The organism is Shewanella sp. MF05913 (genome assembly GCF_059758095.1).
In genome coordinates this window covers 147,456-163,551 of the sequence record NZ_JCAYNT010000005.1, presented here as the reverse complement: position 1 = coordinate 163,551, position 16,096 = coordinate 147,456, and the positions used below count along the sequence as shown (strand labels likewise).

Sequence of the window (16,096 nt, the reverse complement as noted above, 5' to 3'; positions counted from 1 at the left end):
CATTCAGCACAGCAGAAAATCTTGATATCAATCAAGTATAAGGAAGATGGTGGTTTTCAAGCCCTTTAATCAAGACACTCATAATTAATCTACGATGCCTAATGATACTTTTTCGTATTGGTTTTAATTCTTGAGGAGGGATAGTTTGCTTGTAATAAATAGGAACCTAGGGTTTAAATCTCTATCTTTCGCCAAAACGAAAAAGCCTCATCATTTCTAATGAGGCTTTTTCGTTGAATGTGGCGGACGGATAGCTTGCTTTTAATAAATAGGAACCCAAGCAATCAGCCACAAAGTAAAAATAAATTTCATTATAATCAATAACTAATCGAAAAGTCACATCTCAGGTAGTGAACATTCGTAGTCGATATATGACATTTAAATATTTATATAATCTTTTGTCAAGAATTCCATAGCATCTTGTTATGAAACTTTTGACAAACACTTCACTTTACTAGTTATTTTAGGAGGATTACCTGAAATATTTACCCCTCCGCCTGTAGTTGATGAGGTATATGTACTCATTTCACTAGAGATTATTTCTGAATCCCCTTTACATAATTCATTCGATTTTTTTAATACAGCTCTTTCTAAAGCTTTTTGATCATGCTCCCAACCACCTAACACTTCAATGCTAAACTGATTATTTTCAATTGGTTCAATATTGCTATACTGAATCATAGAACCCTCATGCCAAACCATTGAAGTACATCCAGTAATGTTCAACGACAAGATTAAAAAAAACACATTTCTATAATTCATAACTATTCCTTTAGAAGATTCAAAAGCCAACTGTTTTTTGTCCGTTATTAATCGCCTTGTTAGATATACTTACATTGAACAGCTGGGTGTACCTCCTGCAACAGCTTCTTTAACTTTATCGAATTCTTTTTCCCAAAACATATTGAGACCAACTACATTTACGGTTGTATTACAGTTAGCAGCACTTTGATCTATTTTTACATTTAGAAAATATCCAGCGGCACTGCCAGAAGGTGAGTAAACATTATAAGTAGTTGATTGCTCAGTTTTGAATTCTTTAACTCTATGGTTTAGATCATAACCGATTATACCAGAAGTAAATACAAAATCAGGTTTAAAACACTGAGTAAGATAACCTCTAATGCGACTCTCTACGATTTCTTTACTTTCGGAAAAGCACATAGGCTCACTTTTATTACCGTTTGTAATTAGCTCACCTTCAGTCTGAGGAAACATCGCACAGCCAGATAAAATTGTGGTTGCTAAAATCAATAATGGAAATTTACTCATTACGTCCTCTGTATACCTAACGCTTATTAAAGGGCCAAATAAATTTAAAGTCGGCTGTTTAAGTTATTAATTAATATCATCTTATATTTGCTATCTTATTGAAGTAAAGCAATTAATTGTGCCTAACAGACAAAAACAAACCGAGCTTGCGCGTAAAGTAGAGTTTGTGGTCACCGCCATAAAAATTAAAAGCATTAATATCAGACGATTACGATTTTTCTATTTTCAATACGATACAACTAAAAAACGATTTTTATTCGATTTTTAGCGTAAATCGATGAAACACCATTATAACTGTGCATAAAAACAGTACGCACCACATAAAAGTGTGCATATTGATTTTATCTTTCACGCTTTTGATTTCTTCACATGTGCAGCATGTGGCTGTTGGGGTTAAGGGGGATCCCCTTGCCCGTAGCTCCTATCCAGTAAAAAAGATGCCACCCATTTCTTGAACAAATAACATTAAATTTATTCGCAAGGCAACCACCTTATTGTTTGACGGTTAAGCCACTGGTAGCGAAGTTATCAAGAATGGTTTGCCAATCATCGGCTGTACGGCGATTTTTCATGTGTCGCTCCTCTGTTAATAAAAGTAACGACAGATTAAGGGTTAGTTGCGGAAGGCGGAATACGTCTTAAAATGATCGCTTACACCGACTCAATACGCTAACAAACACAAGGTGATGGAGTTGCTGCGCCTTCAACTGTTGATAACAAAAACTTAGCCGCAGGAAAAACCTTAGCCGAACAGCCACGACAGATATGTAAAACCCTCCGGAGCGGATTTGGTTTCAAAGTTTAATTTCTATCGATTTTTTTGATGTTGTTTATCAGCTTTTAAACACTTAGAGCATTTGTCTGTCGCGAATGATTTAAATGATATTAGCTCTCCAAACACTCCAAAAGATTGCCCACACCCAATACATTTGACATAGAAATAAGTCACAGCTGATATTAAGAAGATTAATGCAATCAATATCAATCCGAACTGAAAAAAAGATAGCAACATCAACGTAATTGCCAGTCCCATCCCAATCAAATACCGCTTAATAAATTTAGATAAAGTCATTAAAATTTCCAGTGACTTATTGTTTCTGTTTCCATTTTCATTACGGAGCCTCAACCGCCAGCACCAATATCAAAGCCGCCAGATACAAAGCCTTGTCCTTCAACTATTGAATAGTCCACACTAATTGGGCCAATTGACCCGCCTGATTCAATACTAGTTCTTCTAAAATGTTCTATAGACTTAACAACATCTACAGATAACGTTGCTTGCAACTCCATTTCTCCAGCGAGATCATCCCCATTACCAGTAAGTTGAACACCTGACTTAACGTATAAAAACGTGGCCACACATTTTTGAACAAATAACATAACTTGTTTTCATAGCTTTGGCGAGGGTTACGATATACGTGCTCAACTCACCTATTTCTATCGATATGACTAAAGGGTGATTCCTAAGTGGTTGGTTTGTATGGATTTTTAAGAATTAGGCAAAGCAGGGCACCTTGATATCAATCAAGCAAAAGGATAATGGTAATTTGATTGGCGTATTAACCGTGACACCCATAGTTAATCTGTAATTTATAATGATACTTGGTCTTGGATCTTGAGAATAGATAGCTTGCATGTAATGCTGGGTTTTAATCTCTATTTTTCGTCTAAACAAAAGGCCTTAGGTTTGTCGATCTGGCATTTTGCATTTGGTCTTGAATCTTGAGGAGGGATAGCTTGCTTGTAATAAAGAGGAACCCAGACTCTCGAATCAAATAGTTGAAATAGTCGTTTAAATTCATTTTGTTGCAGAGTTTTATGCCTTCAAAGTCTGCAATTGCTAACTAAGATTGACTTTATTCCTGAAGTTAAAAAAGTCAATAATTATGAACTGATTTCATTTGGGGCGCAGCTTGGCTGTTAAGTCTGCTTTTTTATAAACATCAGGGCAGTACAACCGCTTCTAGCGGTAAATGAGTCACATTAAAAGCAATGACAAGTGTGAAGCAATAGAATAGAAAACTAAGGCCAAAAAGCCTTGGGTGAGCAGAGTGTTATCTTGACTCACCGGAGCGTCCTATATGGCCATGTTTTAGTTCTGTTTATTTAGCACCAAATCCTTTTTCGCTAACAGACCAAAAAAAATGATCATTTTTATAATACCCAAATCCTAACAATCCATCATTTTTTGAATAAATATACTTCATCTGCACACTGGGGTAAGCAACATAGTCTACAAATGTATTCTTAGGACCTTTTATAACATACAGTTCAGAAAAGTTCTTCCCTAATATTTTCAACTTTTTATTTTTCGCAACAACTTCATATAATTTGTTATTGAACTCCCACTGTATAGTACTTTCATCAATATCTTTAGGCACTGCAAATACTATATCGTAAGAAATAATACAGTTAAATTTACTGAAATAGTTGCAAAAGAAGGCATCAGATTTAATGTCTCGCCCGCTATATACACTCCCTCGATTTTCATTTTCCATTTGAATGGTAAATTTTTTGTCTCCATCAATGGATCCAATATATATATATCGTACGTCACCATTTCGACCATAGCAAATTGAAATAGACAACATAAAAGTCAAGGCTACAACAATCATAAGTTTACTAAAGATCACCATATTAATTACCTTGATAAAGTTTTAAAAATTGCTTACCGTAAACTTCAGCACTGGCTTCACTTCTATTATAATCAAAATGCCCCAATTCATGTCCGTAGGTAACTATTGCACTTTCAATAGTTTCTGCTCCAAGTGCAGAAATTTGAATTTTTGCACTTAGAGGACCCCAACCTCGAACAGGAATAGGTGTAAATAGCCCATGAGCGGACTTACCTTCATCAGAATAAAGCTCCTCAGAATAAGTAACAGACTTAACTTGATAGATTTTATCCGTTGGTGGTTGCACAAGTCCCTTCGCAAGGGCATTATTAACAAAATTACCGCTTTTTTAATATTTTCATTATACCTTTCTTTCAAAGTTTTAGATGTTTCATTAACGAGGTATTGAATAGCAGCAGTTACCGCCCCATTCCCAAACTTCCCCCCTTGAATACTACTCATTATTCCTCCAGCAGCACCGCGAGCCAACATTTGTTCACCTATTGACCACGCATCTTTAGTGTTTTCAGCACCATGAATTTGATTACCGATAGCACCAAATACTGCACCACTCAATGCACCATACATAGCACCTTTCAAACTCCCTGTTGCGACAGCCCCTCCGATAAAGCCTGCCATTGCACCAGCAACAATTGAGTTAGCCATAGTACCTACCACGACAAACGATGCCACCCATTTCTTGAACAAATAACATAACTTGTTTTCATAGCTTTGGCGAGTGTTACGATAGACGTGCTCAACTCACCTATTTCTATCGATATGACTAAAGCGTGACAACTAAGTAGTTGGTTTGTATGGGTTTTTTGAGATTAGGCACAGCAGGGAAACTTGATAACAATCAAGCACAAGGATAATGGTAATTTGATTGGCTTATTAACCGTGACACCCATAGTTAATCTGTACTGCCTAATGATACATTTTGGGTATTAGTCTTAAATCTTGAAGAGGGATAGCTTACTTGTAATAAAGAGGAACCCAGGGTTTAAATCTCTATCTTTCGCCCCAAATAAAAAGGCCTTAGGTTTGTCGATTTGGCATTTGGTCTTGGATCTTGGATTTTGGATCTTGAAGAGGGATAGCTTGCTTGTAATAAAGAGGAACCCTTGGGTTCAAAGTCCTATCTTTCGCCAAATAAAAAGGCCCGCTATAAATAGCGGGCCTTTTTATTTGAATGTGGCGGAGGGATAGGGATTTGAACCCAGACTCTCAAATTAAATAGTTAAAATAGTCGTTTAAATTCATTTGGTTGCAGAATTTTATATCTTCAAACCCTGCAATTGCTAACTAAGATTGACTTTATTCCTGAAGTTAAAAAAAGTCAATAATTATGAGTTTTTAAAAGTATTATTTTGTGCATATAAATTTTTAATCATAATTGCGTATAAATTGTTCGGATCGATTAATCTTAACTAGCTCAAATCAAAATAGGGAAAACCTAATCCGCATGGGTGATTCAACTTACAGTTCTGTAGTCAGTGTGGTTGAGCAATATATCCAGTTCTACAATTACAAACGCAGACATTCAGCAATAGATTATATGACGCCACATCAAAAATATAATGAGTTAAAAAAAGCGGCTTAAAATCTCTCCAGAAATACTTGACCATTACATGTCGACATGATGTCGATTTAATGAATAAATTAAAACATATCCATTATTTTCTGTAAGGAATTAAAAAGGCAATCCTAAGATTGCCTTCAAAATATTAATATCTAACTACGCCATTGAAAGTGATTGTAGTTTAGCTGCTTTAGCCGCAGCCGCTTCTGCGTGAAACTCTTTATCATTTTTAATGTGCTCAATGAATTGATTGAATTTCTTTAAATTCATTCTATAAAGGAAAAAGTACATACATATACCAATAAGAATAAAGAATATTCCAAAAAATATTAAGCATAATGGAATGCCAATAATGATCAAAGTAATGCTTATATACTTATAGCTATTATTACCTTTTTTCATCATCTCAGCAAAATGAGTCAGAGTTTCTGGGTCATTTGCTCCAGTTTGTTGGATGGTCATTTTTTTTAATGTTTTATATTCAATTTCTGTCATTTTCAGCTTCCTAGGTATGTGGTTAGAACTGTTGGTTTTTAACAAGAGTAAATCGATAAAATTACAATGTATAAAATAATTCTTGCAAGTTTTTGATGCTAAAGCGTCAATAAAATTCAACTAAGTTAATAACTAACATGATTTTTTTAGCTTTATGCAAGAAGTCCCTCCTCTAATTTACGGATGTAAATGTTAAATAGTTAAAGTTATTTCACTTTGGCCAAACTCGTTTAATATTGCGTCTTTAAATTTATCTGAATGTTTTAGATAATACACTTGCTTTAACTTACAGTTACCTGTTTGTAAACTAATTAAAGCTCCAACTTTTCTGGCTCTGGGATATTCGCTATTTCCTATTTAAAACTCTGTATTATGGACACTATTTCAGCATTTAATGAAAAGCGCATTAACGCGCCATTTGCAATATGTACTGAAATAGCAGTTTAAGTCACTCAAAATACATTCACGTAGGTTAAGCTAGAATGTAACTGATAAATAGGCGATAAAAACCAGTTTACTATTGAATTAGCCTTTCACGTCAATAATGACATTATTTTCATTTTTGAAGTGATAGGCTAAATAAACAAATGCAACTGCCACAGCTTTCAGTACAAACTGATACATCAATATTTAAAGTAGCTCGTTAAGTAAACAGCTACTTTTCCTTAATGAGAGCCTTAATACATAGCTAAATTCTCTAACTTACAACATTGTTAATCGCAGCTAGCGTCTTTTTCTTCGTATGTTGTGATGTGAATAACATCATCAGAACAATCATCTGAGAAGCACACTGTAAATCCATAGTCGAATGATTCGATATCGAAATCAGGTACTAGCTGAGTTGTCTTTTTCGTGTCACTGATGAATAACTCAGTGGCACTGTCATTCACATCAATAGCGGTGCCTTTTGGTGCACGATAGACGTTATAGGTTACATGATCTCTTTCTGTACCAAGCGCATTCAGTGTTAATTCAAGCATTCCGCATAAAGGAAGTGACTCGCCAAATGTTTCAATTAGTAGCTGTTTGTCACATGCGTTGCCATAAGGAAGTGCCTGCTTGATGTAGCTTAAATTACCCGCCTGATAAAGCTCACCCGCTTCAACAAGTTTGTCGTTGTTAAGATGACCTTCACCACAGCTATCAACAGTACACGTTGTGGTGTCACTAAACTCAGTCGATGTTGATAAAAGAAGGTATTTCACTTCTGCTGGCGTTAGCCCGTCAGTAACACTAAGCACGTTGGCAATGGCTGCTGAGACAAGAGGAGTTGAGAATGATGTACCATCACCGACGTATGCCTTGTTGGGCAGAGATGGGTCATCTAATCCATACACGGCCAAGTCATCTCCGCGAGCAGTAATGTCATTGAAAGATCCATAATTAGTAAAGCTTGCCTGGTTGTCATTTATGTCAGTAGCAGAAACAGCAATTACACCCTTGCAGTTTGCTGGCCATGCAAGCGCGGTTTCGACGCTGCCATTTCCTGCGCCAGCAACAACTGCAATACCTTTTGATAGGGCATAATCAACTGCTTCCTGAACATCAATAGGGCAGTCAGAATAACCGGCGCGACTAATATTAATTACATCAACTGGGCGACTAATATCGGCGATGCCCTCATCGGCAAAACTTTTCCCTGCCAGCCAAGCTATGCCGTCATTTAAGTCGAAGGCGCTTCCTTCACCACAGGCAGCCACTCGAGCAGGGACTACTTCAACGTTATTGCCTGCACCAAAGATCCCCACTCCATTATTGCTTTTTGCTGCAATGATTGAAGCGACATACGTTCCGTGAGGAGTGCATGAGGATGACTCACGCATTATCTTTTCACTGTATGCATCACTGTCACGCTCAAAAAAGTCAGCACTTTCACTCGCGTAGTTGATATCAGGATGCGGAGCAAATCCCACATCAACAAGTCCAACACGGATTTTCTTTGTCTGCTTTGTTTGTGATTTTAGCCACGAGCCAATAAATTGATTGCCGACAGTTGCCTCAGTTAATGAAGAGTGCATGTAAGAATACTGTAGGCGCTGAAACTCAGCATCGTTAGGCAATGAGCCATCAGATGACACAGACTGCTTACCAGTAGGCTGGGGCGCAAGCTGTGGCGTAAAGTAACGTTCAGTAATTTGCGGTTCTTTTGGCGCAGACATTGCTGCTGTTGCTACGAAAGACGCGAGTATTGCCATTGATAAGGTAGTTAATTTTTTCATGATATTCTCCGGTAATACAGCGTTATTCTGCGGCACAAGTTGATGAAATGATTTTGCCGATTAACGCAAATTCGCTATTAAAAACCCATTGGCTGTTCACATATGAGCCCATGGATGGATTACCAATTAAAGATGACATGCCAGTCAAGGTCATACTTAACTCACCAGGAGTAAACACCGGTAGCTTGTCTGAAAGCGCTGCAATATCACTGATTTTTGTCGCCAAAGTGGTGTTGATTGAAAGAATGTAGGTTTGCAAGCCGCTTATAGTCGAATCAATATCGGTCTCACTCAGTGCGCCAGTCTTGTAGTCTGCAAGCATTTTGGTGATTGCTGCTGAAGAGTAAGCGCTGTTTTTGGCTAAGGTGCTGTATGCCACTGTTTGCGCGTCACTAAAGGCATCTTGATAATCATCTGCATCGGATGCTGTTGTTTCGCCAACATACACCGCAGCACTACTGTAAAAGCGGTAAATATTCGTCATGTCAGCAAATAATGATTTTTGGCTCACTGATGATGCGTAGGCGGTTAAAAACGAAACCTTACTGACGGCTGATGTGTTTTTAACATTGGCCGTGAACGTAACAGTATGTGAAGTTTTGCTGTCTTTAGCGGTAACGACAAACTGCTCAATGAGATCGTTGTTCATTTCAGGGGCAGTAAAGGTCACATTAACTGAATTACCACTAACATCAATTTTGACTTTTCCTTTGCCTGAATAGCTACTTGTTGCCGACAGTGTGCCATTAACATTGCTTGCTGAGAATGATCCAGAAACTGAGCCTAGTTCATCTACTGAGGTGCTAATCAAAGACGTGCTAACTGTCATTGGTTGAGATGGCTGCGTGGTTACTGGTGGTTGCGTGGTATCACTCGTTTCATCGTCACCGCCGCCACCACAAGCAGAAAGAAAAACGGTTATAACCGCAGTATAAATAAACAGAGCGATGTTCTTTTTCATTATATAATCTCGATTAATATTACGAAGTGTAAAGTTGATTGTAGTGTTAAAAGCTAATTATTAATTTTAATGCAATAATTTAATAAGGTAACAAGTTGGTTTGTGGGAATTAATAAAGTGACTCTATGGTGTAGAGTTTTTATTTTTAACAGGCGACGCTAAGTTCTTTTAATATTCGCGCTATCTATTGCTGTTGCATTTAATGCGAAATGTTAAGTTTCAATTTAATATAAGTATTAACATTTTATTAAGATTGAAAGTGTGCGCCTTTATATGTCATAACGTAAAAAATCAGCAACCTATCTAAAGGCTGCTGATTAAATTAATTTATATTATTTCCAGTCGGCTACCCATATTTGATAATTTGCTTTAAAAGAACTGTAGGTCATTACTTGCCCATAGTGATTCTTCAATCCAAGTGCATCAAACGCTGACTCAAAGCTAGTGATGCCGCTTGCTGTATTTGAATATAGCTTGTTTATGGTGCTAACATCATTATTTAGATGAAGATAACTATAAGCCAAACCATATTCTTCATAGTATGCATTTTTATCTGATGCGTTGTTCATATCATCAATTGATGTATTAGACACTTCGCTTCGTTTAGTTATTGATTGGCCTGAAAGATACACTGCCTGACCTTCTACAAGCCAGCTCGGAAGGTTGTATATACCAATAACAGAGCGCTCAGTGACTCGATAGTGTTGCATTTGAACATGGTGAATAAGCTCGTGCTTGGTGTAAACTGATTGCAATACACGACTATCCGCTTCTGGCTCAGCGAAGTTTAGTCCGTGAAATGTCCCTTCAGCAAAACGACTTTTACTCATCTGTCCAGCAAGACAGACAATAACTTTGTCGCTGCGTTTTTCAACTTCATCTCCTGAATTCCCGCTAAATTTTTCTGTTAGAATTAAGGCCGAGTCAATAGCGCCCTGAGTGTCAAGAGACTGATAATGATCTGGGATGCCATAGTAAACATCGCTAGAAGTCATTGACTTCCAATCAACATCTTTATGAATGCCAGTGTAGACATAGTTATACGCAAGTTCATCATTGTATTCAGTTATGTTTAAAAAACGATTTGCGATTGTTGGCGAGTATTGCGGCATAAATTCTTTTAGAGATGCCGTGGTAAAGTTCATTTTCCCGTAGGAAAAAGACATATTATTTTGAACAAGTGTTGCAACAGCCATTAAGTCATTATTGCCAACTGCGCTGTTAGCATAAACTCGTACAAATTCGCTTTCGAAATACTTATCAGAATTACCATCACAGTAATAACCTTGACCTCGATCTTCTGTTGGATATTCGATATAGCCATCACTACCAGATTGCATCGTATTACCAGACACATAGGTTTTAGATGGTGTTGTATCTGATGGAGCATCGGTTTCTTTTTCTGAGTCGCCGCCACTGCCACCACAAGCCGATAACACTAATGCCGCTAATAATGTATAAGAATGTTTTTTCATTTTAATGTCACAGAATCTCAATAACGCCATTAATATCCATCCACACATTAAATGTGTGGTGATAAAAGCTAATGTAAAAACAACAATACTTCGTTGTTTTCAGTCTCAGTGTTTAGTCCCCAATTAATTACTCGCCATGAGCAGTAAAGGGGGGCATGAATACACAAACACCCTTATAAAAAATAACCCAATTTACAGAGAATGACTACAGACGGATTTTTTAAAAAAAACCACATAAGAATTGAAAAATTTTTTATATTATAGCGTTTTAGCTCAAATTTTAAGCATTCAAATCAGTCTGTTATGGACTTTTAAACGGTTAAGGATATAGTCACAAATTACACCGTGTCATACTTTGTGATGACTCTGCGATACACTTGCTCAAGCAGTCAATTACCTTATGTTGCTGCATAAATGTTAACGGTGCAGCACTAATAGCGACATGTTGATTTGTGAAAGAGTAAAAACATAACTTTGGTGTTTATATGGTTTCATTATTTGCGTGTTGTTGAGTATTTTAGGCATCTTTATACGGATATAACTCTCATTCACAGGCGGGAACGTGACTTCACTTTACGATATTTTTATTCAAGCAATATCACTTCCTGCTACACAACAACGTGCATTTATTCATCAGCAGTGTGAAGGTGAACAAGCATTAATTGATGAAATTAATGTGCTTATTACCAATGATAACGAGCTTGCTGAACATGACTGGTCAAGATTAATGGCAGACCAGTTTGACAGCTTATCTAACCATGTGACCGCGTTAACAGGCTGTTTTGTGGGTGCATTTAAATTGGTGAAACTCATTGGCCAAGGTGGCATGGGAGCCGTTTATTTAGCCGATAGAATTGATGAGAAATTTGAACAGAAAGTGGCTGTTAAAATTATTAATCATCAATTAGAGTCATTTATAGGTAAAGAAGCCTTAATTCGTGAAGCCAGCTTTATGGCAAAGCTCAATCATCCTAATATTGGTAAGGTTTTTGACGCGGGGATCTCCGCTGAAGGTTATTCTTACATTGTGATGGAGCTCGTTGATGGTAAGCCAATTTCAACGTTATGGGCCGATAACAGCGTTGGATTAAAAGATAAGTTAAGCGTTTTTTGTAGCTTGTGTGACGCCATTCATCATGCGCACCAAAATCAAATTGTTCATGCAGATCTTAAACCCGCCAATATTTTGGTCGATAACCGCAATCAAATAAAGGTATTGGATTTTGGTATTGCGCGTATCTTTTGTAATAATGACGAACCAAGCCAACAGATATACAAAACGTATGTTAAAGCGTTAACCCCTATTTATGCCAGCCCAGAAGTTAAACTTGGCGAGCTTGCCAATACAACAAGTGATATTTACTCACTTGGGTTAATTTTAAAAGACTTACTGCTTTGCTCAGATGAATATAGCAAAAGAGTGGAGTTACATGCGATTGCTGATAAAGCATCCAGCCCTGATAGTTCGTTACGTTATCTTTCTGTTTTAGATCTTAAATATGATATTGAACGCTATTTAAGTCATCAAAATGTAACTGCGTATTCGGGCAGTTATGGGTTTAAATTAACAAAGTTTGTTTTTAAGCGATATCCTATCCCGACATTGACAGCGGTGAGTTTTTTTGCCGCGATAACTTATCTAACTGTGAATTTGTACATACAGTTTGAAGACCTTAAAGTGGCTAAGAATCAGTCTGACTTGGTGGTAAAAAAGTTATCTGAGCTATTGGAAATGGCAGACTTAAAAAAATCGAATGGTAAAGAGTTACTCGCGGTAGATTTATTAGATAATGCTAAAAAAATCGTTAAAGACGATAAAGTCCTTAATGCCGATTCTATTGCGAAAATCAAACTGACTCTGGCTGATAGTTATGAGTCTATTGGTAATATTGCACAAGCTAAAACTCTGTATCAAGAAGTGATAAATAGCGTTGCATTATTAAGCGACGCTGATATGGCTTTTAAAGCAGGCGGACAATTAGTGCAATTGTACAACTATTCAAATGAATTTAGTTTGATTGACCCTAATACAAGTGTGTTACTTGATCATTTAACATTTTCGGGTGTTGAGGGGTTACCAGATACACCATTGCAAGCCATTTTTTATCACAATTACCTTAATGGCCAGAAATACCATTTATATCAAAGTATGCCCAGCGATATGGGGCTACAACACATTAATTTACTGAGAAATATCAAAGCCCATTATTGGGATGAATTAACCGATGAGCTTAAGGGTAATGTGCTTGGCGCACTCGGTGGTGCGTTAGAGAATCAAATACCCATTGGCATAGAGTTTAACTTTGAACAAACAGATGAACTCATTTTTGACTCACAATATAAACCTCTTATTGAAGAAGCCGCTGTTGCCCTTAATCAATCGGTCGAGATTTATACTGGTTTGAATAACCAAATTGAAGTGTTAAAAAAGCAGTTGGTACTAGGCCGGGCGTACATAGAATTAGACAGATTTGAAGAAGGACAGCGTGTAATGAACCAGGCGCTGAATAACCACAAAAAAATTGTCGGTGAACAACATCCTAATAATATTCACTTTTATCGCATGATTGCTGGTTTTTATGCTTATGATGCGCCGCAATTAAGTTATCAAGCGGCGGTAAACGGTGTCACGTTAGCGGAAACATATTTGGCGACTAACCCCGGTTTATATTTGAATTCGCTTGAGGTGCTGTTGTTCACGTTATACAACATAGGGGATTTTGAACAATATCAACAATATGCTAATCGGTTGTTTAATGTGTATTTAACCCTTGGTACTGATAAGCGGGATATTGCATCGGTGACGTTAGCAGCAAAAATTATAGATGAGTATTTGTCTATTATTGGGAAAGCCCCTGAACACTTGCCCGCGATTGTGGCTCAAATTTTAAATGATGTTGATGGGCTGGTGAGTGGCAAAGACAATATCCCAGAGCGAACCACAGCGCTATTTACACCCGCATTCAATACTTATTTACTGAATTTAGTCACAAGCCAGGACTTAGCACTAACGCGTATTGATTATTTGCAATCGCAAGATGTGCTTACTACAACAGCAAAGCGAGATGTTTATTTTTACAATAAGAAACAACTTGAACTTGCCTATTTACTGAGTGAAAGCGTAGGCACAGAAGTGGCCCCTAACATTGCGTTAGCAGCATTACCTCAGTTTACATGGGGAGCAAAAGAGCGTCGCAATTCTGCTAATCGTCTTGATGTATTGATAAAAGAAGCCAAAATCGCACTTAATTATCACGATATAGCGTTTTCAAAGCGCAACATTACCCAGATTAAAACACTGTTAGATAACCGAAATATTCAGAGTAATAGTAATTGGTATAAGCAATACCAGCAGCTGGTGGATGACGTTGCCGTTTCTGAACGGTCTGTGGGTTTAGCGAAACGCAGCAGTTAATATAGATTCAAAGGAGCTTGTTAATGACAGAAAGTGAAGTGTTGTATTTAATTAAAGCTTGGCAAAATGGCGAACCTGAGCCAACGAAGGTATTGATGGAATTGGCTTATATTAAAATAAAAGAGTATGCCAATATTCATTATGACAATCTGCCTGAGGATGTAAATACTGCATTTTTATCTTTGTCTGTTACGGATTTAACGCATGATTGCTATGAAAAGTTGTTGGTCGCCGAGTCAACTTTACCTGTTGAAACATTACGTGAGTTTTACAGTTATTTAAATTCAACGGTAAGAAACCTATTTATTGATCATTATCGTAAGACGGTAAAGAGCAAGGCGAGGGGGATGAGTAAAGTGTCATCAACCATTGCGATTAATCAAAAAGGCCAACCTTTGGAGGACGACTTTAATAGCATCATTTTGTACCTCGAAATGGACGGCTTTTCTAAACACTATGCCAGGCAGGCAGAGGCACTGGATTTACGCTATTTTGCTCAAAAGAGTAACAAAGAAATTGCCAGGTTACTCGGAGTGTCTTTAAGAACGGTAGAAAATGATTTACGGTTTGCCAAAGCATGGTTAAAGCAACGCATGCAGCCGTCTGTTCAACCGTCTAGAGAGTTTGCATAAACGGTGTTGTGATAGTGATTTAAGATACGTTTAACCACCAATAAAAAACCAGACAAGCTGTCTGGTTTTTTATTGAACTCATTTAACTAACGAATAAAGATCAGTCATTACAAGTTTCACAAACGTTAACACCGGTGAAATCAATATCACCTAATTCACCATTAACAACGGATTGTGTCATTGGACCATAAGCATTTTCATCAGCGGTGTCGATGGCGTAAATTTGGTAGTCGCCATCTGGAATGCTGCCAACGGCATAGCTATAGCCGCTCTGATCTGTATTTACCGTAACTTCATACTCATTTTCTTGATCCAGTGTTGGTATTAGAAACAATCTGGCGATGGTGACTGTCGCTGAAACAGATGTAAATGATGCTGAATATTGATCTGTATTCAGCCAGTCATTTAGGATTAGTTCACTGTATCCTTCTGTTGTTAATAGGTCTGTGTAGTCATAGCCAGAAGGCAGTGTGAATGCGCCTGTTGCTTGCAACATTGCGATTTCACTGTGAAACTGTGGCATTGTTTGAGGATCTTGTCCTGCTTGATACGAATTTCTAATGAGTGAGATAAGTGCTTGATCAGTTAACCCTTTGTCTACTAAGTAGTTAACCGAGGTTTTATAGATTGAGTATAGTTTATTATCGTATTGTGGATAGGCTTCTAAGATATCTTGTTGGTGGTTATAGGTGTTAATGCCATAAGCTGATTGCAACCCTTGTAATGAGGGATTACTTGCCAGATCGCTTGTAAAGTTCATTAATAATGAACGGCTTACATTACTTGAATCCATTGAAGCAAAATACTCCGCACTGCCTTCTTGGAACCAACGAGGTAAGTGATGGTATATTGTATTTTTTCCAAGTAATTCAGTTTGAACAACATGGAATAGCTCGTGTTTTGCTAGTTTAAAACCGCTAGCGTTAAGTTCAATAGGGCTAAATGTCATACTGGCAATTGAGCCTGTTCCATTACCCGTTTGATTGTTATCGAGACAAATTACCCACTTATTTTGTCCATCTAAATTTAGGTCATTACTTTTATTTAAGCCCGTCGCAGTTATCAGTTCATTTAAGGCTATTTGAGTAAGTTGTGCTGCATAAATTAAATCAGCGTCATTCCCATCACTTTTGGCGCTTGAGCTGAAACCTACATACAAGTCTGTCGTTTCATAGACACTGCTTGTTGTCGAACATTGAGATTCTACGCTGTTATCTGATACCGATGGGGTTATCGCCAGCATTTTTTGAGCAAGTTCACCTGTTGGGGCCATATAGACACTTTGCTCAGAAGAAGAGCCGTTGCCGTTGCTAGGTGTATTGACTGAGTCGTCGGTGTTTTCATTGCTGTCGCTGCCACCACATGCAGTTAATCCTGCAGATAATAATGCGATACTGATTAACGATGTATATTTTTTCATATTATTTTCA

13 protein-coding genes are annotated in these 16,096 nt (G+C 37.4%); 3 read left to right on the top strand and 10 right to left on the bottom strand.

The window, feature by feature from the left end:
• Positions 1–423: 423 nt before the first annotated feature.
• From AC19MV_RS09160 to AC19MV_RS09140, 5 genes are all read right to left on the bottom strand, one after another.
• Positions 424–762, bottom strand: coding sequence for a hypothetical protein (locus tag AC19MV_RS09160; RefSeq protein ID WP_498307135.1), 339 nt, complete (start codon positions 760–762; stop codon positions 424–426).
• A gap of 69 nt (positions 763–831) precedes the next feature.
• Complete coding sequence (locus tag AC19MV_RS09155; protein WP_498307134.1) at positions 832–1,272, bottom strand: hypothetical protein; 441 nt, start codon at positions 1,270–1,272, stop codon at positions 832–834.
• Positions 1,273–2,394: 1,122 nt separating this feature from the next.
• Positions 2,395–2,652, bottom strand: a complete 258-nt coding sequence (locus tag AC19MV_RS09150) for a hypothetical protein (protein WP_498307132.1) — start codon at positions 2,650–2,652, stop codon at positions 2,395–2,397.
• Positions 2,653–3,374: 722 nt separating this feature from the next.
• Positions 3,375–3,908, bottom strand: coding sequence for a hypothetical protein (locus tag AC19MV_RS09145; protein WP_188927208.1), 534 nt, complete (start codon positions 3,906–3,908; stop codon positions 3,375–3,377).
• A gap of 156 nt (positions 3,909–4,064) precedes the next feature.
• Positions 4,065–4,553: a hypothetical protein gene (locus AC19MV_RS09140; protein ID WP_498307131.1), complete on the bottom strand. Its 489-nt coding sequence runs from the start codon at positions 4,551–4,553 to the stop codon at positions 4,065–4,067.
• A 730-nt stretch (positions 4,554–5,283) separates the two neighbouring features.
• On the opposite strand from AC19MV_RS09140, the gene AC19MV_RS09135 reads away from it, so the two are divergent.
• On the top strand, positions 5,284–5,490 hold the full coding sequence (locus tag AC19MV_RS09135) for an integrase core domain-containing protein (protein WP_498307130.1): 207 nt from the start codon (positions 5,284–5,286) through the stop codon (positions 5,488–5,490).
• 135 nt (positions 5,491–5,625) lie between these two features.
• Here the strand turns inward: AC19MV_RS09135 and AC19MV_RS09130 are convergent, their stop codons facing one another.
• The 4 genes from AC19MV_RS09130 to AC19MV_RS09115 all read right to left on the bottom strand — a co-directional run bounded on the left by AC19MV_RS09130 (position 5,626) and on the right by AC19MV_RS09115 (position 10,619).
• Entirely contained in the window at positions 5,626–5,964 is a 339-nt protein-coding gene (locus tag AC19MV_RS09130) for a hypothetical protein (protein WP_498307128.1), read from the bottom strand.
• Positions 5,965–6,677: 713 nt separating this feature from the next.
• On the bottom strand, positions 6,678–8,183 hold the full coding sequence (locus AC19MV_RS09125; RefSeq protein ID WP_498307126.1) for a S8 family serine peptidase: 1,506 nt from the start codon (positions 8,181–8,183) through the stop codon (positions 6,678–6,680).
• Positions 8,184–8,205: 22 nt separating this feature from the next.
• Positions 8,206–9,144 (bottom strand): hypothetical protein, encoded by a 939-nt coding sequence (locus tag AC19MV_RS09120; protein ID WP_498307124.1) that lies wholly within the window; start codon positions 9,142–9,144, stop codon positions 8,206–8,208.
• A gap of 332 nt (positions 9,145–9,476) precedes the next feature.
• Positions 9,477–10,619, bottom strand: a complete 1,143-nt coding sequence (locus AC19MV_RS09115) for a hypothetical protein (protein WP_498307122.1) — start codon at positions 10,617–10,619, stop codon at positions 9,477–9,479.
• 562 nt (positions 10,620–11,181) lie between these two features.
• Here AC19MV_RS09115 and AC19MV_RS09110 point away from each other — a divergent pair.
• Positions 11,182–14,034, top strand: coding sequence for a serine/threonine protein kinase (locus AC19MV_RS09110; protein WP_498307120.1), 2,853 nt, complete (start codon positions 11,182–11,184; stop codon positions 14,032–14,034).
• A gap of 23 nt (positions 14,035–14,057) precedes the next feature.
• Positions 14,058–14,666: a sigma-70 family RNA polymerase sigma factor gene (locus AC19MV_RS09105; protein ID WP_498307118.1), complete on the top strand. Its 609-nt coding sequence runs from the start codon at positions 14,058–14,060 to the stop codon at positions 14,664–14,666.
• Positions 14,667–14,766: 100 nt separating this feature from the next.
• On the opposite strand, the gene AC19MV_RS09100 is transcribed toward AC19MV_RS09105, so the two are convergent.
• Positions 14,767–16,086: a hypothetical protein gene (locus AC19MV_RS09100; protein WP_498307116.1), complete on the bottom strand. Its 1,320-nt coding sequence runs from the start codon at positions 16,084–16,086 to the stop codon at positions 14,767–14,769.
• Positions 16,087–16,096 lie beyond the last annotated feature (10 nt).

Excerpts from the sequence above, each read along its gene's own strand:
- AC19MV_RS09160 (WP_498307135.1), bottom strand. The coding sequence starts at position 762 with ATGAATTATAGAAATGTGTTTTTTTTAATCTTGTCGTTGAACATTACT.
- AC19MV_RS09155 (WP_498307134.1), bottom strand. The coding sequence starts at position 1,272 with ATGAGTAAATTTCCATTATTGATTTTAGCAACCACAATTTTATCTGGC.
- AC19MV_RS09150 (WP_498307132.1), bottom strand. The coding sequence starts at position 2,652 with ATGTTATTTGTTCAAAAATGTGTGGCCACGTTTTTATACGTTAAGTCA.
- AC19MV_RS09145 (WP_188927208.1), bottom strand. The coding sequence starts at position 3,908 with ATGGTGATCTTTAGTAAACTTATGATTGTTGTAGCCTTGACTTTTATG.
- AC19MV_RS09140 (WP_498307131.1), bottom strand. The coding sequence starts at position 4,553 with ATGGCTAACTCAATTGTTGCTGGTGCAATGGCAGGCTTTATCGGAGGG.
- AC19MV_RS09130 (WP_498307128.1), bottom strand. The coding sequence starts at position 5,964 with ATGACAGAAATTGAATATAAAACATTAAAAAAAATGACCATCCAACAA.
- AC19MV_RS09125 (WP_498307126.1), bottom strand. The coding sequence starts at position 8,183 with ATGAAAAAATTAACTACCTTATCAATGGCAATACTCGCGTCTTTCGTA.
- AC19MV_RS09120 (WP_498307124.1), bottom strand. The coding sequence starts at position 9,144 with ATGAAAAAGAACATCGCTCTGTTTATTTATACTGCGGTTATAACCGTT.
- AC19MV_RS09115 (WP_498307122.1), bottom strand. The coding sequence starts at position 10,619 with ATGAAAAAACATTCTTATACATTATTAGCGGCATTAGTGTTATCGGCT.
- AC19MV_RS09105 (WP_498307118.1), top strand. The coding sequence starts at position 14,058 with ATGACAGAAAGTGAAGTGTTGTATTTAATTAAAGCTTGGCAAAATGGC.
- AC19MV_RS09100 (WP_498307116.1), bottom strand. The coding sequence starts at position 16,086 with ATGAAAAAATATACATCGTTAATCAGTATCGCATTATTATCTGCAGGA.